The organism is Aeromonas encheleia (genome assembly GCF_900637545.1).
GTDB lineage: Bacteria > Pseudomonadota > Gammaproteobacteria > Enterobacterales > Aeromonadaceae > Aeromonas > Aeromonas encheleia.
Genome location: NZ_LR134376.1, coordinates 4,393,522 through 4,412,500, shown reverse-complemented (window position 1 = coordinate 4,412,500; position 18,979 = coordinate 4,393,522). Strand labels below are relative to the sequence as shown.

The 18,979-nt window shown below is 61.4% G+C and carries 12 protein-coding genes, 1 tRNA gene and 3 rRNA genes (1 of these 16 cut by a window edge); 12 read left to right on the top strand and 4 right to left on the bottom strand.

Translation table 11 applies throughout. The features are described 5' to 3' along the window. From EL255_RS20620 to EL255_RS20570, 11 genes are all read left to right on the top strand, one after another. Nucleotides 1-2,652 (top strand): 23S ribosomal RNA (locus EL255_RS20620) (it extends 238 nt beyond the left edge of the window). Nucleotides 2,653-2,776: 124 nt separating this feature from the next. Beyond that, nucleotides 2,777-2,891: ribosomal RNA gene (gene rrf, locus EL255_RS20615) — 5S ribosomal RNA — on the top strand. A gap of 105 nt (nucleotides 2,892-2,996) precedes the next feature. Further along, a tRNA-Thr gene (locus EL255_RS20610) sits at nucleotides 2,997-3,072 on the top strand. Nucleotides 3,073-3,098: 26 nt separating this feature from the next. Continuing rightward, nucleotides 3,099-3,213: ribosomal RNA gene (gene rrf, locus EL255_RS20605) — 5S ribosomal RNA — on the top strand. 156 nt (nucleotides 3,214-3,369) lie between these two features. Next, entirely contained in the window at nucleotides 3,370-4,335 is a 966-nt protein-coding gene (gene ebgR / locus EL255_RS20600; RefSeq protein WP_042652959.1) for a transcriptional regulator EbgR, read from the top strand. 319 nt (nucleotides 4,336-4,654) lie between these two features. After that, nucleotides 4,655-7,729, top strand: coding sequence for a beta-galactosidase subunit alpha (gene ebgA / locus EL255_RS20595; RefSeq protein WP_042652958.1), 3,075 nt, complete (start codon nucleotides 4,655-4,657; stop codon nucleotides 7,727-7,729). Next, nucleotides 7,726-8,181, top strand: a complete 456-nt coding sequence (locus EL255_RS20590) for a beta-galactosidase subunit beta (RefSeq protein WP_042652957.1) — start codon at nucleotides 7,726-7,728, stop codon at nucleotides 8,179-8,181. Before ebgA ends, EL255_RS20590 begins: the two co-directional genes overlap by 4 nt. Before the next feature lie 103 nt (nucleotides 8,182-8,284). Then, nucleotides 8,285-9,730, top strand: coding sequence for an amino acid permease (locus tag EL255_RS20585; protein ID WP_042652956.1), 1,446 nt, complete (start codon nucleotides 8,285-8,287; stop codon nucleotides 9,728-9,730). 98 nt (nucleotides 9,731-9,828) lie between these two features. After that, nucleotides 9,829-10,167 carry a tRNA-binding protein gene (locus tag EL255_RS20580; protein WP_042652955.1) on the top strand — a complete coding sequence of 113 codons (339 nt, stop codon included), beginning with the start codon at nucleotides 9,829-9,831 and terminating at the stop codon, nucleotides 10,165-10,167. Nucleotides 10,168-10,315: 148 nt separating this feature from the next. Then, the gene (locus EL255_RS20575; RefSeq protein ID WP_042652954.1) at nucleotides 10,316-11,758 is read left to right on the top strand and encodes an amino acid permease; all 1,443 of its coding nucleotides are present in this window, start codon (nucleotides 10,316-10,318) and stop codon (nucleotides 11,756-11,758) included. A gap of 279 nt (nucleotides 11,759-12,037) precedes the next feature. Further along, entirely contained in the window at nucleotides 12,038-13,015 is a 978-nt protein-coding gene (locus EL255_RS20570; protein WP_042652953.1) for a bile acid:sodium symporter family protein, read from the top strand. A 66-nt stretch (nucleotides 13,016-13,081) separates the two neighbouring features. Here EL255_RS20570 and ovoA read toward each other — a convergent pair whose 3' ends face one another. Then, nucleotides 13,082-15,232 (bottom strand): 5-histidylcysteine sulfoxide synthase, encoded by a 2,151-nt coding sequence (ovoA, locus tag EL255_RS20565; protein WP_042652952.1) that lies wholly within the window; start codon nucleotides 15,230-15,232, stop codon nucleotides 13,082-13,084. Between the two features lie 362 nt (nucleotides 15,233-15,594). Here ovoA and EL255_RS20560 point away from each other — a divergent pair, with 362 nt between their 5' ends. Beyond that, entirely contained in the window at nucleotides 15,595-16,317 is a 723-nt protein-coding gene (locus EL255_RS20560) for a head GIN domain-containing protein (protein ID WP_042652951.1), read from the top strand. A gap of 64 nt (nucleotides 16,318-16,381) precedes the next feature. Here the strand turns inward: EL255_RS20560 and EL255_RS20555 are convergent, their stop codons facing one another. The 3 genes from EL255_RS20555 to EL255_RS20545 are packed head-to-tail and all read right to left on the bottom strand — an operon-like array spanning nucleotide 16,382 to nucleotide 18,974. After that, the gene (locus EL255_RS20555; protein ID WP_042652950.1) at nucleotides 16,382-16,888 is read right to left on the bottom strand and encodes a DinB family protein; all 507 of its coding nucleotides are present in this window, start codon (nucleotides 16,886-16,888) and stop codon (nucleotides 16,382-16,384) included. Nucleotides 16,889-16,947: 59 nt separating this feature from the next. Then, a complete protein-coding gene (gene fghA, locus EL255_RS20550) occupies nucleotides 16,948-17,796 on the bottom strand; it encodes an S-formylglutathione hydrolase (RefSeq protein ID WP_042652949.1) in 849 nt (282 codons plus the stop codon). Between the two features lie 50 nt (nucleotides 17,797-17,846). Then, nucleotides 17,847-18,974 carry an S-(hydroxymethyl)glutathione dehydrogenase/class III alcohol dehydrogenase gene (locus tag EL255_RS20545; RefSeq protein WP_042652948.1) on the bottom strand — a complete coding sequence of 376 codons (1,128 nt, stop codon included), beginning with the start codon at nucleotides 18,972-18,974 and terminating at the stop codon, nucleotides 17,847-17,849. Nucleotides 18,975-18,979: the final 5 nt, after the last annotated feature.

The window sequence follows — 18,979 nt, the reverse complement described above, 5'->3', positions numbered from 1 at the left end:
CTTAGTAGCGGCGAGCGAACGGGGATTAGCCCTTAAGTTTCTTGGAAGTTAGTGGAATGGTCCTGGAAAGGCCAGCGATACAGGGTGATAGCCCCGTACATGAAAACGACCTTGAAGTGAAATCGAGTAGGGCGGGACACGTGACATCCTGTCTGAATATGGGGGGACCATCCTCCAAGGCTAAATACTCCTGACTGACCGATAGTGAACCAGTACCGTGAGGGAAAGGCGAAAAGAACCCCTGTGAGGGGAGTGAAATAGAACCTGAAACCGTGTACGTACAAGCAGTGGGAGCCCTTCGGGGTGACTGCGTACCTTTTGTATAATGGGTCAGCGACTTACATTTTGTAGCGAGGTTAACCGTATAGGGGAGCCGTAGGGAAACCGAGTCTTAACTGGGCGTCTAGTTGCAAGGTGTAGACCCGAAACCGGGTGATCTAGCCATGGGCAGGTTGAAGGTTGAGTAACATCAACTGGAGGACCGAACCCACTAACGTTGCAAAGTTAGGGGATGACCTGTGGCTGGGGGTGAAAGGCCAATCAAACTCGGAGATAGCTGGTTCTCCCCGAAAGCTATTTAGGTAGCGCCTCGGACGAATACTACTGGGGGTAGAGCACTGTTTGGACTAGGGGGTCATCCCGACTTACCAACTCCATGCAAACTCCGAATACCAGTAAGTAATATCCGGGAGACACACGGCGGGTGCTAACGTCCGTCGTGAAGAGGGAAACAACCCAGACCGCCGGCTAAGGTCCCAAAGTTCTGGTTAAGTGGGAAACGATGTGGGAAGGCTCAGACAGCTAGGATGTTGGCTTAGAAGCAGCCATCATTTAAAGAAAGCGTAATAGCTCACTAGTCGAGTCGGCCTGCGCGGAAGATGTAACGGGGCTCAAACCAGGCACCGAAGCCGCGGATTCACACTTATGTGTGAGTGGTAGGGGAGCGTTCTGTAAGTCTGCGAAGGTGTATCGAGAGGTATGCTGGAGATATCAGAAGTGCGAATGCTGACGTAAGTAACGATAAAGGGGGTGAAAAGCCTCCTCGCCGGAAGACCAAGGGTTCCTGTCCAACGTTAATCGGGGCAGGGTGAGTCGACCCCTAAGGTGAGGCCGAAAGGCGTAATCGATGGGAAGCAGGTTAATATTCCTGCACGACTTGTAATTGCGATGGGGGGACGGAGAAGGCTAGGTGGGCCAGGCGACGGTTGTCCTGGTGAAAGTGCGTAGGCGGTATCTCTAGGCAAATCCGGAGATGCAACGCTGAGACACGAGACGAAGCCACTACGGTGGTGAAGCCATTGATGCCATGCTTCCAGGAAAAGCCTCTAAGCTTCAGATTACAAGTCATCGTACCCCAAACCGACACAGGTGGTCGGGTAGAGAATACCAAGGCGCTTGAGAGAACTCGGGTGAAGGAACTAGGCAAAATAGAACCGTAACTTCGGGAGAAGGTTCGCTCTTGACAGTGAAGTCCCTTGCGGATGGAGCAGTTGGGAGTCGCAGTGACCAGATGGCTGGGACTGTTTATCAAAAACACAGCACTCTGCAAACACGAAAGTGGACGTATAGGGTGTGACACCTGCCCGGTGCCGGAAGGTTAATTGATGGGGTTAGCGCAAGCGAAGCTCTTGATCGAAGCCCCGGTAAACGGCGGCCGTAACTATAACGGTCCTAAGGTAGCGAAATTCCTTGTCGGGTAAGTTCCGACCTGCACGAATGGTGTAACCATGGCCATGCTGTCTCCACCCGAGACTCAGTGAAATCGAATTCGCCGTGAAGATGCGGTGTACCCGCGGCTAGACGGAAAGACCCCGTGAACCTTTACTACAGCTTGGCACTGAACATTGAACCTACATGTGTAGGATAGGTGGGAGGCTTTGAAGGCGTGACGCCAGTTGCGCTGGAGCCGTCCTTGAAATACCACCCTTGTATGTTTGATGTTCTAACGCAGGGCCCTGAATCGGGCTCGCGGACAGTGCCTGGTGGGTAGTTTGACTGGGGCGGTCTCCTCCCAAAGAGTAACGGAGGAGCACGAAGGTTGGCTAATCCTGGTCGGACATCAGGAGGTTAGTGCAATGGCATAAGCCAGCTTAACTGCGAGACGGACAGGTCGAGCAGGTACGAAAGTAGGTCATAGTGATCCGGTGGTTCTGAATGGAAGGGCCATCGCTCAACGGATAAAAGGTACTCCGGGGATAACAGGCTGATACCGCCCAAGAGTTCATATCGACGGCGGTGTTTGGCACCTCGATGTCGGCTCATCACATCCTGGGGCTGAAGTCGGTCCCAAGGGTATGGCTGTTCGCCATTTAAAGTGGTACGCGAGCTGGGTTCAGAACGTCGTGAGACAGTTCGGTCCCTATCTGCCGTGGGCGTTGGATGATTGAAGGGAGTTGCTCCTAGTACGAGAGGACCGGAGTGAACGAACCTCTGGTGTTCGGGTTGTCACGCCAGTGGCACTGCCCGGTAGCTAAGTTCGGAATCGATAACCGCTGAAAGCATCTAAGCGGGAAGCGAGCCCTGAGATGAGTCATCCCTGACCCCTTGAGGGTCCTAAAGGGCCGTTGGAGACCACAACGTTGATAGGTGGGGTGTGTAAGCGCGGCGACGTGTTGAGCTAACCCATACTAATTACCCGTGAGGCTTAACCATACAACACCCAAGAAGTGTTCTGGGCCTTGTAGCAGATGAAGAACTACTTACTTAATTCAGTGATAGTGACCAAGCTAAGCGCTTAGTCGTTATTCACGTCAGCTTTCCGAGATTGAAGTTTTTGCCTGGCGGCCATAGCGCCGTGGAACCACCTGATCCCATGCCGAACTCAGAAGTGAAACGCGGTAGCGCCGATGGTAGTGTGGCATTCGCCATGCGAGAGTAGGACACTGCCAGGCTCCTAATTACGGTCACAGCGATGTGATTGGTCGTGCAGCGATGTAAGGTTGTTGCGGACAACAGATTTAGATAACGCACACAGTGTGTTCTTTACCGGTTAGTGTGCTGATATGGCTCAGTTGGTAGAGCGCATCCTTGGTAAGGATGAGGTCCCCAGTTCGACTCTGGGTATCAGCACCAGTTTTAAGTTAGTGATACAGCTTTTGCCTGACGGCAATAGCGCCGTGGAACCACCTGATCCCATGCCGAACTCAGAAGTGAAACGCGGTAGCGCCGATGGTAGTGTGGCATTCGCCATGCGAGAGTAGGACACTGTCAGGCACCTATTTAGAAGAGGCCTCCCATGCGGGAGGCCTTTTTGCTTTGGTGTTTTTTCCTGTTCTGATGGGTTTCTTTTAGTAAAAATGCTGGGCTGTCAGCATGTTGCCCGTTACTCTTGGACTGGTATTGTCGCGAGTCATCGCCAGAGGAGTATGCATGGCCACATTGAAGGAAATAGCGCTGGAGGCGGGGGTTTCCCAGGCCACGGTGTCACGGGTGCTCAATGAGGATCCGACGCTGAGCGTCAAGGAAGAGACCAGGCAGAAGATCTTCGAGATTGCCGAGCGACTGGAGTACAAGACCAGCAGCGCCCGCAAGGGGGTGCACAAGAGCAAGCTGCACTTTCTGGCGGTCTATGCCTACCCGCAGAGCACCGAGGTCAACGACCCCTATTATCTCGCCATCCGCTACGGCATCGAGACCCAGTGTGCCCGCCTCAACATCGAGCTGACCCATTTCTACAACGGTGCCGAAGGGCGTGAGCTCTCCGCCGTCGACGGCATCCTGGTCATCGGTCATCTGCCGCCGGAGCGCCTCGCTGCGCTGTATTCTCTTTCTGCCCAGCTGGTGTTCGTGGATTGCCGCTCCGAGGGGGAGTTCGATTCGGTGGACGTGGATCTGGCGTTGATCAGCCAGCAGGTGGTGGACTTCTTCATCGCCCAGGGGCATGGCCGCATCGGCTACATAGGTGGTCAGGACGAGGCACCGGATCTGCGGGAGCTCGCCTTCCTCGATTACGGGCAGCGGCTGGGGGTGGTGCGGGAGAGCGACCTCTATCGCGGCGATTTCTCCAGCGCCTCCGGCTATCGGCTGGCGAAGGAGATGCTGGCCGGCGACTGGCCCCGTGCCCTGTTCGTGGCCTCTGACTCCATCGCCATCGGCGTGCTGCGGGCGATCCATGAGAAGGGGCTGGCCATTCCCCTGCAGATCGAGCTGATCAGTGTGAACGACATTCCGACCGCCAAGTTTACCTTCCCGCCGCTCTCCACGGTTCGGATCCACTCCGAGTTGATGGGCTCCCAGGGGGTCAATCTGTTGGTCGAGCGGCTGCGCGACGAGCGGGAAGTGCCGCTGCGGGTGCTGGTTCCCAGCCGACTGACCCTGCGCGGCACCACTCGGTAGTTTTAGTAAAATTATCCTTCCCCTGTTGCTCCATTTCCCTATGGAGCAACGGCCTTCCTCCCTCCTGCATTGACTCCTGCCATCAAGAAAAACACTTAAGTATTTGTTTTTAAATGCTATATATCTATCTCTTTCTGACCCCGCCAATATCTATGCCATTCAGGCAGACTGCCCCCTCTTTTATCTCCTGCTTCTGATCCCGCTCACAAATTGGGCTATCTTATGTGATCAGGTTAAAACTTTACCGATTATCACCTGATATTTAGTAAATGTTTATCTAGAGTTTACCGAGCTACCTTGCCTTGTTCCGGGAGGACATGTGAATAACTGGGAAAACGTTCAATTCGTTGGTGAACACAGACTGGCACCCCGTGCCTACTTCTTCTCTTATGCCGACAGCTCTGCGGCCGCCACCCTGCAGCGGGAGCTAAGCCGTCGCTTCCTCTCCTTGAGCGGCCAGTGGCAGTTTCATTACTTCGAGCATCCCCTGCAGGTGCCGGAGGCCTTCTATCACAGCCCCATGAGCGACTGGGGTCAGATCACGGTGCCCAACATGTGGCAGATGGAAGGCCACGGCCATCTGCAATACACAGACGAAGGTTTTCCCTTCCCCATCGATGTGCCCTTCGTGCCGAGCAACAACCCCACGGGCGCCTACCAGCGTGGCTTCACGCTGAGCCCGGCCTGGGTGGGCGAGCAAGTGATCATCAAGTTCGACGGGGTCGAGACCTACTTCGAGGTCTATGTGAACGGTCAGTATGTGGGCTTCAGCAAGGGCAGCCGCCTGACCGCCGAGTTCGACATCAGCGCCTATGCCCAAACCGGCGAGAACCTGCTGTCGGTACGGGTGATGCAGTGGGCGGATTCCACCTACATCGAAGATCAGGACATGTGGTGGATGGCGGGGATCTTCCGCGACGTCTACCTGGTGGGCAAGACAGCCGTCCATGTACAGGACTTCTTCATCCAGACAGCGCTGGCCGACGACAACCAGAGCGCCACCCTGAGCTGCGACATCGCGCTTGAGAATCTCGGTGAACAGGCCAAGGATCATCGGCTGGTCTGGTCCCTGCTGGATCAGGGGCGCGAGATCGCCAGCGGCGCGCTCGATAGCCTGACCATAGATGGCAAGCTCGACTGCCGCTTCAGCCTGGATCTGGCGGCCCCCCATCTGTGGAACGCCGAGGATCCTTACCTCTACCAGCTGCAGCTGTCGCTCTATAACGAGCGAGGTGAGCTGCTGGAGGTGATCCCCCAGCGGGTCGGGGTGCGCGAAATCACCGTCAAGGACGGGCTTTTCTACGTCAACGGTCGCTACCTCAAGCTGCACGGGGTGAACCGCCACGACAACGATCACCTCAAGAGCCGGGCCGTCGGCATGGATCGGGTGGAGCGCGACATAGTGCTGATGAAGCAGCACAACCTCAACTCGGTGCGCACCGCCCACTACCCGAATGACCCGCGCTTCTACGAGCTGTGCGACCAGTACGGCCTGTTCGTGATGGCGGAGACCGACGTGGAGACCCACGGCTTCGCCAACGTCGGCGATCTGAGCCGCATCACCGATGACCCCTCCTGGGAGCCGGTGTTCGTGGACAGGATCGAGCGCCACGTCCACGCCCAGAAGAACCACCCCTCCATCATCATCTGGTCCCTGGGCAACGAGTCCGGCTACGGCTGCAACATCAGGGCCATGTACCGGCGCTGCAAGGCGCTCGACCCAACCCGGCTGGTGCACTACGAGGAGGATCGCGACGCCGAGGTGGTGGATGTGGTCAGCACCATGTATTCCCGCGTCTCCCAGATGAACTGTTTCGGCGAGTTCCCGATGGACAAGCCACGCATCCTCTGCGAATACGCCCACGCCATGGGCAACGGCCCGGGCGGCCTCAGCGAATACCAGCAGGTGTTCGATCGTCATCCCCACATTCAGGGCCACTACATCTGGGAGTGGTGCGATCACGGCATCCTGGACCAGGACGAGCAGGGTCGCGCCGTCTACAAGTACGGCGGTGACTACGGCGACTACCCCAACAACTACAACTTCTGCATGGATGGCCTCATCTATCCGGATCAGACCCCGGGGCCTGGCCTGCGCGAATACAAGCAGGTGATCTGCCCGGTCAAGATCCGCGCCCTGGATGCGGCCAGCGGCCGGCTGGAGCTGGAGAACCGCTATTGGTTCTCGAACCTGGACGACATCCGCCTGCTGATCGAGGTGAAGGCCGAAGGCGATCTGCTGGCCAGCCAGCAGCTCCGGCTGGAGGGTATTGCCCCCGGTGCCATCACCCCGCTGCAGTTCGAGCTGCCATCCCTCGACGGTCGGGAGGCCTTCGTCCAGCTGAGGGTCATCAAGGCCAGCGCCACCCGCCATAGCCCGGCGGGTCATGAACTCGGCCAGTACCAGTTCCGGCTCAAGGAGTCGACTCGCCAGCTGCTGCCCTTTGCCAACCCCAACGCCACGGCGCTGCAGATCGCCGACGAGCGGCTCGCGCTGACCCTGACCGGCAGCGGCTTCGCCCTGCGCTTCTCCCGTCTCGACGGCAAGCTGGTGAGCTGGCAGCAGGATGGCATGGAGCTGATTGAGCGGGCGCCGCGCCTCACCTTCTTCAAGCCGATGATCGACAACCACAAGCAGGAGTACGAGAGCCTGTGGCACCCGAACCACCTGCAGATCATGCAGGAGCACTTCCGCACCCTGAGCTGGCGTCAGCTGGGGGAGGCGGTCGAGGTGACGGTGGAGAGCCTGATCGCGCCGCCGGTGTTCGACTTCGGCATGCGTTGCCGCTACGTCTACACCCTGAGCCCGAACGGCCAGCTGCATGTGGCCCTGTCCGGCCAGCCCTACGGCGGCTATGACGACATCATTCCCAAGATCGGCTTCGAGCTGGGGATCCGCCAGGACCTCGATCGGGTGCACTACTTTGGCATGGGGCCGGGGGAGAACTACCAGGACAGCCGCCAGAGCAACTGGATCGACTGCTTCCAGAGCACTGTGGCCGAGATGTGGGAGCACTACCCCTTCCCGCAGGACAACGGCAACCGCCAGCAGGTGCGCTGGGCGACCCTGAGCAACCGCCACGGCGCCGGTCTCTACGTGCGACCGGATGCCCCCATCAACCTGAGCGTCTGGCCCTACAGCTGGGAGCATATCCATGCGGCGCAGCACATCAACGAGCTGGAGCCCTGCGGTCATCTCACCCTCAACCTGGATCACAGGGTGCTGGGGCTGGGCTCCAACTCCTGGGGATCCGAGGTGCTGGACTCCTGGCGGGTGCGCTTCGAGCCATTCAGCTTCGGCCTGACCCTGTTGCCCATCGCCCGCGGCAACCTCAATCCGGCCGCGCTGGCCGGGATCGATCTCAGTATCAACGGCGGGAGGACGCTCGCATGATCACCCTGGACAACCTGACCCTGTTCAAAAACATCTACCGGAAGGGCAAGAAGTGGGGCCGCTGCGTGGAGGCCATCGACAACCTGCCGAACCTCAAGCCCGGCGTCTCCCACTCCATCGGTGACTCCCTCACCTACCGCCTGCAGGAGGGGGCCAGCCCGGCCACCGCCCTGTTCGAGGGGCAGCGCCGCTACTTCGACATCCACTACTACCTGGAAGGGGAAGAGACGGTGGAGTGGGCCGAGAAACGCAAGCTGTGCACCGAGCAGGCCTACGACGACACCACTGACCGCGAGTGGCTGGCCGGCGAGGTGCAACAGCGCCAGCGGGTCGGCAAGGGTCAGCTGGTGATCTTCGAGAATGACGAGGCCTATCGCTTCGTCGGCGATGGGTCTGTGCGCAAGCTGATCATCAAGGTGACCATCGAAGGCGGCTACTTCAAGAACAAATAACAAGCCGCTGTTTTTGCACTGATAAAAGCCGGAAGGGCGGGGCCACCCTACAACTCATGCCCCGCCCTTCCGCAGACAATAACTACAGGTCTGGAGATGCACGATGTCCGATTCCAAACGGAATACGATAGGCAAGTTCGGGTTGCTGTCGCTCACCTTTGCGGCGGTATTCAGCTTTAACAATGTCATCAACAACAACATTGAAATCGGTCTGGCGTCAGGCCCCATGTTCTTTCTGGCCACCATTTTTTACTTCATTCCGTTCTGCCTCATCATCGCGGAATTCGTGTCACTGAATAAGAACTCCGAGGCCGGCGTCTATGCCTGGGTGAAGAGCTCCCTCGGCGGTCGTTGGGCCTTTATCTCCGCCTACACCTACTGGTTCGTGAACCTGTTCTTCTTCACCTCGCTGCTGCCGCGGGTGATCGCCTACGCCTCCTATGCCTTCCTCGGCTACGAATACATACTCACCCCGCTGGCCACCACGGGTCTGAGCATGGTGCTGTTCGCCTTTGCCACCTATGTCTCCACCAACGGCGCCAAGATGCTCGGCCCCATCACCTCGGTGACCTCGTCCCTGATGCTGCTGCTGACCCTCTCCTACATACTGCTGGCGGGCGCGGCCTTGATCGGTGGTGTACAGCCTGCCGATCCCATCACGGTAGAGGCGATGATCCCGGATTTCAGCTGGGCCTTCCTCGGGATCACCACCTGGATCTTCATGGCGGCCGGTGGCGCCGAGTCGGTCGCGGTCTACGTGAATGACGTCAAAGGCGGCTCCAAGTCTTTCGTGAAGGTGATCATCATCGCCGGGATCTTCATCGGCGTGCTGTACTCCATCGCTTCGGTGCTGATCAACGTCTTTGTGCCGAGCGATACCCTGAAATATACCGGCGGCTCGGTGCAGGTATTCGAGGGGCTGGCCTCTTACTTTGGTCTGCCCGCCATCTTGATGAACCGCTTCGTGGGTCTGGTCTCCTTCACCGCCATGTTCGGCTCCCTGCTGATGTGGACGGCCACCCCGGTGAAGATCTTCTTCTCCGAGATCCCGGCCGGCATCTTCGGCAAGAAGACCGTCGAGCTGAACGAAAACGGCGTGCCGGCCCGTGCTGCCTGGATCCAGTACCTGATAGTGCTGCCCCTGATGCTGATCCCGACCCTGGGCTCAAATACGGCGCAAGACCTGATGAACACCGTAATCAACATGACGGCGGCCGCCTCCATGCTGCCACCGCTGTTCATCATGCTGGCCTACCTGAACCTGCGCCTGAAGCTGGATCACCTGCCACGGGATTTCAAGATGGGCTCACGTGCAACCGGGATCGCCGTGGTCTCGGTGCTGATCGCCATCTTCTCGGTTGGTTTCCTCGCCTCCACCTTCCCGACCGGCGCCGACATCATGACCATCGTCTTCTACAACGTGGGCGGAATAGTGATCTTCCTGGGCTTTGCCTGGTGGAAATACAACAGATACGAAGCCTCCCTGAGCGAGGAGGCGCGGGTGAAAGAAGCCCAGCCGGCCGCTCAGGTGTTCATCCAGGCGCCCTGATCCCCAGAGCAAACCGGCCCGAGTGGCCAAGAAAGAGATAAACCGGGTGGCGGCGGCCACCCGTTACCGGTTGAACCACAGAGCATGAGGAGCATGGAATGAGCGAGACAATCGAGTTTGCCGAATTCAAACGGGTCGAGATGAAGGTGGGCAGGGTGCTGGAGGTGGTGCGCCATCCCGGGGCCGACAAACTCTATATCGTCCAGATCGACGTGGGTGGCGAGCGGCCGCTGCAGACGGTCACCAGTCTGGTGCCCCATTACAGCGAAGAGGAGCTGATGGGCAGCGAGGTGGTGGTGCTGACCAACCTCAAACCGACCAAGATGCGCGGCGAGCGATCCGAGTGCATGTTGCTCTGCGCCGAGACCCCGGACGAGAGCCAGAGCGTGCTGTTGCAGCCCCGGGTGCCGATGGCGCCGGGCACCCCGATAGTGTGAGGGCGGGATGACGCCAGCCCGGGCCAGCTTGCGGTGCCCAAGCCAACAATAACAAGAGAGTAAACGGCCCGGCCAGCAGGCTGGAGTCGAACACATTCAGAGTCATGGCGCCCTCATGCGAAGGGGCGTAAACCCACCGGAGGACAATATGTCTGAATCAGTACGCGGCACCATAGGCAAGTTTGCCCTGTTGTCGATGACCTTTGCCGCCGTGTTCAACGTGCGCAACATCGTCAACAACAACATCGAACTGGGGCTGAGCTCAGCCCCCGTTTTCCTGCTGGCCACGATCGTCTATTTCATCCCCTTCGTGTTCATCATTTCCGAGTTCGTCTCGGCGAACAAGCACTCGGAATCGGGCATGTATGACTGGCTCAAGAAGCCGCTCGGCACCCGGATGGCCTACCTCGGCTCCTTCCTCTACTGGTTCGTGAACCTGTTCTGGTTCGTCTCCCTGCTGCCGAACGTCATCGCCTACGCCTCCTACGCCATGCTGGGGTATGAATATACCTTCTCCCCCATGGTGACCTCGGTCATCTCCATCGCGCTGTTCGCGGCGGCGACTCATATCTCCACCAAGGGGGCGACCTGGCTCGGCAAGATTGCCGAGCTGGTGGCCTACGGGGTGTTCGCCCTGTTCGCCATCTATGTGCTGGGGGCGCTGATGGCGCTGGGGGGCGATCACGTGCCGGCCCAGCCCATCACCCTGGCTGCCATGACCCCCACCATCAACTGGGCGACGCTCGGCATCATGTGCTGGATCTTCCAGGCGGCCGGTGGCGCCGAGACGGCGGCGGCCTACCTCAATGACGTCAAGGGCGGCCAGAAGTCCTTCATCAGGGTGATCATCACCGCCGGTGTGATCATCGGTGCCATGTATGCCATCGGCTCGGTGCTGGTCAACGTCTTCGTGCCGCGGGAGAGCCTCACCTACGCCGGCGGCATGGTGGAGATCTTCACCGGCATGGCGCAGTACTTCCAGCTGTCGGAGGCGCTGGTCGGCCGGGCGGTCGGGGTGGTGCTGTTCATCGCCATGTTCGGCTCCATGATGATGTGGACCTCGGCGCCGGTGAAGATCCACTTCTCCGAGATCCCCCAGGGCGTCTATGGGGAGAAGACCACCCAGCTCAACGAGCATGGGGTGCCGGTGCGCGCCGCCTGGTGGCAGTTCGTGTTCGTGTTCGTGATGCTGGTGGTCAACGGCTTCGGCTCCGAATCGGTGCAGCAGATGATGAACACCGCCATCAACCTCACCGCGGGCACCGCCATGCTGCCGCCGATCTTCATCATGGTGGCCTACTTCGTGTTCCGCTGGAAACACGATGACACCCCCCGCGAGTTTCGCATGGGCTCGCGCCGGTTCGGCATGAGCGTGGTGTCGGTGTTGATCGCCATCTTCGTGATCAGCATGAGTGCCTCCGCCTTCCCGACCGGGGTGGATCTGGTGCGCGCCTTCTTCATCAACGTCTTCATGACGGCGGTGTTCTCGGCGCTGGCCTACTGGTGGATCTCCCGCTTCGAGAAGCGTCAGGCCCGCAAGCTGGCCGCCGGCAACAAGGCCCCTGGCCAGGGTGCCAGCCTGGCCAAGTAACACCGCACCGCGGTTTTCAAACAGCACGGGTGGCCCAGGGGCCACCCGTTTTTTTGTGCCATCTGCGCCTGGTGGCGAGCCCGGCTGTGCCAGCTCGCGCAGCAGCAAGCCGAAGGCGTTTAATTTCGGCGGTCTCCCTCAACTTTGCGCCTCCCCGTTATCGGGGTAAGCTGGGTCCGTTTCGACGGGAGGTGCCAGACATCTCCCGCTCTGCTGCCTGTCGTCCCTTGTCCCGACCTCCTCGCGAGGGCGGGGTCCGTTTGCTGATGGAGACCGCTCGTGCGTCTGGATCCCTTTACCTCTGTGCTTATTCTGGTGGTCACCCTGGCCTCCCTCTTCCCCTGCGAGGGGCAGGTTGCGATCTGGTTCGCGCTGCTGACCAAGCTGGCGGTGGCCATGCTGTTCTTCATGCACGGTGCCAAGCTGTCGCGCCAGAGCCTGCTGGCGGGGCTGGGCCACTGGCGGCTGCACCTGGTGGTGATGGCCAGCACCTTCCTGCTGTTCCCGCTGCTGGGGCTCTTGCTCAGCCCGCTGGTGCCGCAATGGCTGAGCCCGGCCATCTACCTCGGTTTCCTCTATCTATGCGCGCTGCCCGCCACCGTGCAGTCGGCCATCGCCTTCACCTCGATGGCGGGGGGCAATGTGTCGGCGGCGGTGTGCAGCGCCTCGGCCTCCAGCATCCTCGGCATCTTCCTCTCGCCGGTGCTGGTGGGGATGATGATCCACGTGCAGGGGGAGGGGATCGACACCTGGCACTCCATCCAGGCCATCATGATGCAACTGATGCTGCCGTTCGTGCTGGGCCATCTGTCACGGCCATTGATCGGCCGCTGGGTCGACGGCCACCGGCCGCTGATCGGCAAGCTGGATCAGAGCTCCATCCTGCTGGTGGTCTATGTCGCCTTCAGCGAGGCGGTGGTGCAGGGGATTTGGCATCAAGTGGGTTGGTACGATCTGGCCAGCATAGTGCTGCTCAGCTGCGTGCTGCTGGCGCTGGTGCTGGGCTGGAACGTCTGGATCAGCCGTCGGCTCGGCTTCGACAAGGCGGACGAGATCACCATCGTCTTCTGCGGCTCCAAGAAGAGCCTGGCCAACGGGGTGCCCATGGCCAACGTCATGTTCCCGGCCGCCAGCGTCGGGGTCATGGTGCTGCCGCTGATGATCTTCCACCAGATCCAGCTGATGGTGTGCGCCGTGCTGGCGCGCCGCTATCACGAGCAGGGGGTCCAGCCCCTGGTCCCCGACCAGGAGCTTTGACCTTGTCGCGGTGAAAAAAGAGGGAGGCCATAAGCCTCCCTCTTTGCATTCCCCGGCTGGGCGCCCTCAGCGTTTGCGCCAGACGGTCAGCTGCGCCACCGTGTGCTGGTACTTGCGAGCGGTCTCGCGGATGACGAAGGGGACATCCCGGGGCGGGCATAGCTCCTCGAACTGTGCCGCCAGCAGCCGTTGCAGTGCCTGATGGGTGGACAGTGCCTCGCCATTTTCCCGGATGCCGCCGAGCCAGTTCGCCTTGGGGGTGTAGTCGGTCAGCCAGGTGTAGGGACTGGTGAGCAGCAGCAGGCCGCCGCTGCGCAGGCGGGGGGCAATGTCGCGCAGGAAGCGGGCGGGTTCGCGCAGCCGATCGATCAGGTTGGAGGCGAGCACCAGATCGTAGTGGTCGTACTTGGGCTTGAGGTTGCAGGCATCCCCCTGGCTGAAGTGGACGCGATCCGCTTGCGCAGGCCCGAGGTCGTGACTCGACAGCCGCGCCTCGCAATACTCCACCAGTTCCCCCTCCACCGGCATGGCGTAGCGGAAGCTGTCCTGGCTGGCGAGGGAGAGCGCCACGTCGATGAAGCGGGCCGAGTAGTCGACCCCGTCCACGTGCTGGAAGTGGCGGGCCAGCTCGAAACTGGCGCGGCCGGTGGCGCAGCCGATGTCCAGCGCCCGCTGGTGGTTGCCGCACAGCTCGCCGGCCAGATCGGCCAGGGTCTTGGCGTAGTTGGCCACCCCGAAGTGGGTCGGACCGTACTGGAAGTCCAGGTATTGGGCGACCAGGGTGTCGGTTTCGTAAGGATTCACTGTGATGGCTTCCTGATAGCGGGAGACCAGATAGCGGAAGCCCGCATGCTGGAAGAAGTGGCGGCGGAAGGCGTAACGGGACGACTTGAGCGCCTCGTTGCCGGTGCTTGCCCAGCTGCCGCCCTTGATGAGGCTGTGCTTGCCATCGAAGGTGGGGGTGGAGAAGTCATCGTAGAGCGGGTGTACCCGAAAGCCGTCGAAGCCATCGATGGCGGTGCTGGTCCATTGCCAGACGTTGCCCACCAGATCGAAGAAGCCGGCCTGCGGGCAGGCATCCACCGGACAGGGGGAGGCGAAGCGCGCCAGGTTGAGGTTGCCGGGTGCCTCGATCCAGTCCGGCTGATCCCCCGCCAGCGACTCGCGCAGCAGCGCCCACTCCCCTTCGCTCGGCAGCTGGATGGGCAGGCCGGTCTGGGCCGCCTTCCAGCGACAGAAGGCGGCGGCCTCCAGCTGATTCACCTCGACCGGCCAGTCCCAGGGCATGGCCACCCGCTCGGTCATCAGCCGCAGTTGCAGCTGCTCGGGCTCGGCCGGGGAGCCGAGCCAGAAGCTGGGCATCTGCGCTTTGGCATACTGGCACCAGCCCCAGCCTTCGTCATCCCACCAGGCCTGCTGGCGGTAACCACCGACCTGGACGAAGGCGAGGTATTCGGCATTGCTCACCAGCATGCGGCTGGCCTGGAAGGAAGGGATCTCGATGTGGCGTTCGCCGTATTCGTTGTCCCAGCCGTAGGTGGCGTCCTGCTTGCCGAGGCACACCCGCCCCGCCGCCACCGGCAGCAGATCGTTGAGGGGCACCTCGTCGATGCGATGGCAGGCCTCGCCGCAGCTGGGCCACTGGGGCTGGGATCGCACCCAGGCCAGCGGCAGCTGGCGGATCAGCACGCTGGAGGTCTCGAGGTGGATGCGCTCGTGCTCTGTCCCCATCAGGATGACCCAGGCCGGGCTCTGCCAGTCGATGGGCAGGGTCAGTGGCATCTGCTGGATGAAGTCGATCACCCGGGCGCGCACCTTGGCGCGGTAGTGTCGCAGCTCGGCCACCCCGGGCCAGTCGTAGTGGGTCTCGTCCAGATCGTCCCAGCTCATCTCATCCACCCCGATGGCGACCATGGCCTCGATGCGGGGGTCGATGCGGCTGTCGATCAGGCGGGCCGCCAGCAACTTGTTGATGAAGAAGGCGGCGGTGTGGCCGTAGTAGAAGATGAGCGGATGACGCAGCGGGATCGCCTTGTTGAACCAGGCGCGATCATCGGCCAGGCAGTCGAACAGGCTGTCGTAGAGTGCGAAGGTCTGGCAGAAGTAGTCGAGCAGCTCGCGCCGTTTCAGCTCGGGATCCTCACCGGTCAGCAGCGGGGTGCGGGTCGGGGCAGGCAGGCCGCTGGTGCTGGCGAACTGGTAGCTGGCTTGGGTCACGCTTTGACTCCTCGTTGGCAGTGAAGACTGACATGACAGTGATGGCGACAAGGCCGCCATGGCGGGCCGCATGGCCAACAGGCTATTACTATTGGCTCAACAGACCGGTGGCACAACAGAAAACTTCCATGGCCTATCAGCGTAGTGGCCCCCGTGAGGTGCGGTCAACCGGGAGCCGCCACCCCGACTGGGGCTGGTCAGTCTGACCAACTTGTGGTCTAAATGACTCTCTGCTTATCGGTCAGCATGCCGCCTCAGCCATAGATATCGATGTAAATCATAGGGTTGATGATGTGGCATGGAGTTTGCAATCTTGAGAGACCGAGACACGGGATGCGACCAATGACAACGAGGAATGTGGCATGACACGGATGATGGGGATGGCATTGATCCTGGGGCTGCTGAGTGGATGCAGCTGGCAGGAGGATACCGAGGTGGTGGGGACGGGAGCCGTCATCGAGCAGCGGCAGCCGCTCGGCGAGATAGATAAGGTTGCGGCCATGGTGCCGGCGACCATAAGGATCCTGGCCGGTGACAAGCCGGGGCTGAGCATCCGGGGGCAGGAGAACCTGCTGCCGCTGCTCAGCGTCACCGAGCGTGGCAACCAGCTGGAGATCGAGGTCGAGGATGGCTATAAGCTCGCCCCCACCGAGCCGCTGGAGCTGACCATCACCCTGCCCAGGTTGCGCGAGCTGGCCCTGGCGGGCAACAGCCAGGGGGAGATAGGTCACTTCAAGGGCGACAAGTTGGTGCTGTCACTGGCCGGTTCCGGCGGTATCCAGGTCCAGCGGCTGGAGCTGGACAGCCTAGAGGGCAATATCGCCGGCTCGGGCGGACTGGATCTGGGATCCGGCACAGTCCGAACGCTCGAGCTGAACATCGCCGGCACCGGTGATGTTCAGGGCAGCCGGCTGGAGAGCGGCGAGGCCGAGGTCAATATCGCCGGTAGTGGCGACGTGGAGGTTAGAGCCAGGGAGCGGCTCAATATCAACATCGCCGGCTCCGGTAGCATCGCCTACTGGGGCGATCCCAAGGTCGAGCAGCGGGTCGCGGGCTCAGGCTCGGTCACCCGCGAGGGGAGCTGAGCACGGCACGAGAAAAAGGCCCTGAAAGGGCCTTTTTCTATGGTGCACCGTCACGGAGGCGGCTTCATTCCAGTGGGATCTGCAGCCCCAGATCCGCATTGAGTCGCATCAACAGCCATTGCATGCCGGCGAGATGCTGGTGGTCATGGCTGGCGAGCAGGCGCACCAGCCCATCCAGCGTCACCTCGCCATAGCTGCCATAGTGGGCCCGTCGGCGCCAGGCCGAGGCAGGCAGGGCGCTGAGCCAGTCGATCGTCTGGGTTCGGGCGGCGCGAAACCGGGCCAGCTGCACGGCGGCATCCTGCCGTGGGTAGTCGTTATCCTGCGCCAGCTGATAGCCATCGAGGGAGGCCAGCAGGGGCAGCGTCTCAGCCAGGGTGCGCCGGAAGCGCAGCTGATAACCCAGCGTCTCTATGTCCAACAGATGGCAGAGGTGCCCCTGGGCCGAGAAGTGCTCAGAGGGGATGCCGGCCCAGTTGGCGGGCTCCCAGTTCAGGCGGTCGCCGGGCACCTGAGCAAACAGCTGCTCGAAGCGATCCGGCGTGGCCAGCAGTGCGGTAAAGAGATTCATCCTTGATTCCTGTTCCTTGGCCAAGGCGGGCCTCGACTCTTGCCGACCCGCGAGCGCGGTTAGAGCTGTTCGCCGAGGTGACGGGCGTGGAAGCGCAGGTGCGCCTCGATGAAGCTCGCCACGAAGTAGTAGCTGTGGTCATAGCCGGCGTGGCGGTTGAGCTCCAGCGGCCAGTCCTTGGTCGCCGCTATTTCGGCCAGGGCATCGATGCCGAGCTGCTCCTCCAGGAAGGGGTCGTCCAGCCCCACGTCCACCAGGGTCGGCAGGGGGGCCGGCTCGTGGTGGCGCAGCAGCTGGCAGGCATCCCACTCCTGCCACAGCAGGGGGTTGTTACCGAGATAGGCGCCGAGCGCCTTCTGGCCCCAGGGGCAGCGGCTCGGGTGACTGATGGGGCTGAACGCCGACACCGAGCGATAGCGGCCAGGTTCGCGCAGGGCGGCGATCAGAGCCCCGTGTCCCCCCATGGAGTGGCCGCTGATGGCGCGCCGGGTCGAGACCGGGAAGTGGGTCTCGATGAGCTCGGGCAGCTCGCGGGTGACGTAGTCATACATCTGGTAGTGGTCGCGCCAGGGGCTGACGGTCGCGTTGACGTAGAAGCCGGCCCCCATGCCGAGATCGTAGCCGGGGTCGTCCGCGATGCCGTCACCGCGCGGGCTGGTGTCCGGCGCCACCAGGGCGATGCCCAGCTCGGCGGCGATGCGCTGGGCACCTGCCTTCTGCATAAAGTTCTCATCGGTGCAGGTGAGGCCGGAGAGCCAGTAGAGCACGGGCACCTTCTGGCCGGTGAGGGCCTGGGGGGGCAGATAGACGGCGAAGCGCATCTCGCAATCGAGCAGGTCAGAGCGGTGGCGATACTGCTTGTGCCAGCCGCCGAAGCTTTTGTTGCTGCTGATGATGTCCAGATTCATCGAAGGACTCCTGGCCCCGCCGGCCCGTTGGCGGGCGGGGCTGTCATGGCTCAGTAGTGGATGACGGTGCGGATGCTCTTGCCTTCGTGCATCAGCTCGAATGCCTCGTTGATCCGCTCGAGCGGCATGGTGTGGGTGATGAAGTCGTCGAGGCGGAACTCCCCCTGCATGTAGCGCTGCACATAGCTCGGCAGCTCGCTGCGACCGCGTACCCCACCGAAGGCACTGCCGCGCCATACCCGGCCGGTGACCAGCTGGAACGGACGGGTGCTGATCTCCTGGCCGGCACCGGCGACGCCTATGATGACCGACTCGCCCCAGCCCTTGTGGCAGCACTCCAGCGCCGCGCGCATCACCTTGACGTTGCCGATGCACTCGAACGAGAAGTCGACGCCACCGTCGGTGAGCTCGACGATCACCTCCTGGATGGGCTTGTCATAGTCGTTCGGGTTGATGCAGTCGGTGGCGCCGAGTTTGCGGGCCAGCTCGAACTTGCTCTCGTTGATGTCGATGGCGATGATGCGGCCGGCCTTGGCCAGGCGGGCACCGATCACGGCGGAGAGGCCTATGCCCCCCAGCCCGAAGATGGCGACGCTCTCACCCTCCTTCACCTTGGCGGTGTTCATCACGGCACCGATGCCGGTGGTGACGCCGCAGCCGAGCAGGCACACCTCTTCCAGCGGGGCGGCCGGATCCACCTTGGCGATGGAGATCTCGGGCAGCACAGTGTATTCGCTGAAGGTGGAGGTGCCCATGTAGTGATAGATGGGCTGACCGTCCTTGGAGAAGCGGGTGGTGCCGTCCGGCATCAGCCCCTTGCCCTGAGTGGCGCGGATCTTCTGGCACAGGTTGGTCTTGCCGGACTTGCAGAACTTGCACTCGCCGCATTCCGGGGTGTAGAGCGGGATGACGTGATCCCCCACCTTGACGCTGGTGACGCCCTCGCCGATGGACTCGACGATGCCGCCGCCCTCATGACCCAGGATGCAGGGGAAGACCCCTTCCGGATCTTCACCGGACAGCGTGAAGGCATCGGTGTGGCAGACGCCGGTGGCTTTGATCCGCACCCGCACCTCACCGGCCTGGGGCGGCATGACCTCCACCTCTTCGATGGAGAGGGGCTGGCCCGGGCCCCAGGCGATGGCGGCCTTACACTTGATGCTCTGAACCTGTGCCATGGATG

What these genes read in the sequence shown, in the direction of transcription:
- EL255_RS20575 (WP_042652954.1), top strand. Translation starts at nt 10,316, where the DNA reads ATGTCTGAATCAGTACGCGGCACCATAGGCAAGTTTGCCCTGTTGTCG.
- EL255_RS20560 (WP_042652951.1), top strand. Translation starts at nt 15,595, where the DNA reads ATGACACGGATGATGGGGATGGCATTGATCCTGGGGCTGCTGAGTGGA.
- EL255_RS20545 (WP_042652948.1), bottom strand. Translation starts at nt 18,974, where the DNA reads ATGGCACAGGTTCAGAGCATCAAGTGTAAGGCCGCCATCGCCTGGGGC.
- fghA (WP_042652949.1), bottom strand. Translation starts at nt 17,796, where the DNA reads ATGAATCTGGACATCATCAGCAGCAACAAAAGCTTCGGCGGCTGGCAC.
- EL255_RS20585 (WP_042652956.1), top strand. Translation starts at nt 8,285, where the DNA reads ATGTCCGATTCCAAACGGAATACGATAGGCAAGTTCGGGTTGCTGTCG.
- ebgR (WP_042652959.1), top strand. Translation starts at nt 3,370, where the DNA reads ATGGCCACATTGAAGGAAATAGCGCTGGAGGCGGGGGTTTCCCAGGCC.
- EL255_RS20555 (WP_042652950.1), bottom strand. Translation starts at nt 16,888, where the DNA reads ATGAATCTCTTTACCGCACTGCTGGCCACGCCGGATCGCTTCGAGCAG.
- EL255_RS20580 (WP_042652955.1), top strand. Translation starts at nt 9,829, where the DNA reads ATGAGCGAGACAATCGAGTTTGCCGAATTCAAACGGGTCGAGATGAAG.
- EL255_RS20590 (WP_042652957.1), top strand. Translation starts at nt 7,726, where the DNA reads ATGATCACCCTGGACAACCTGACCCTGTTCAAAAACATCTACCGGAAG.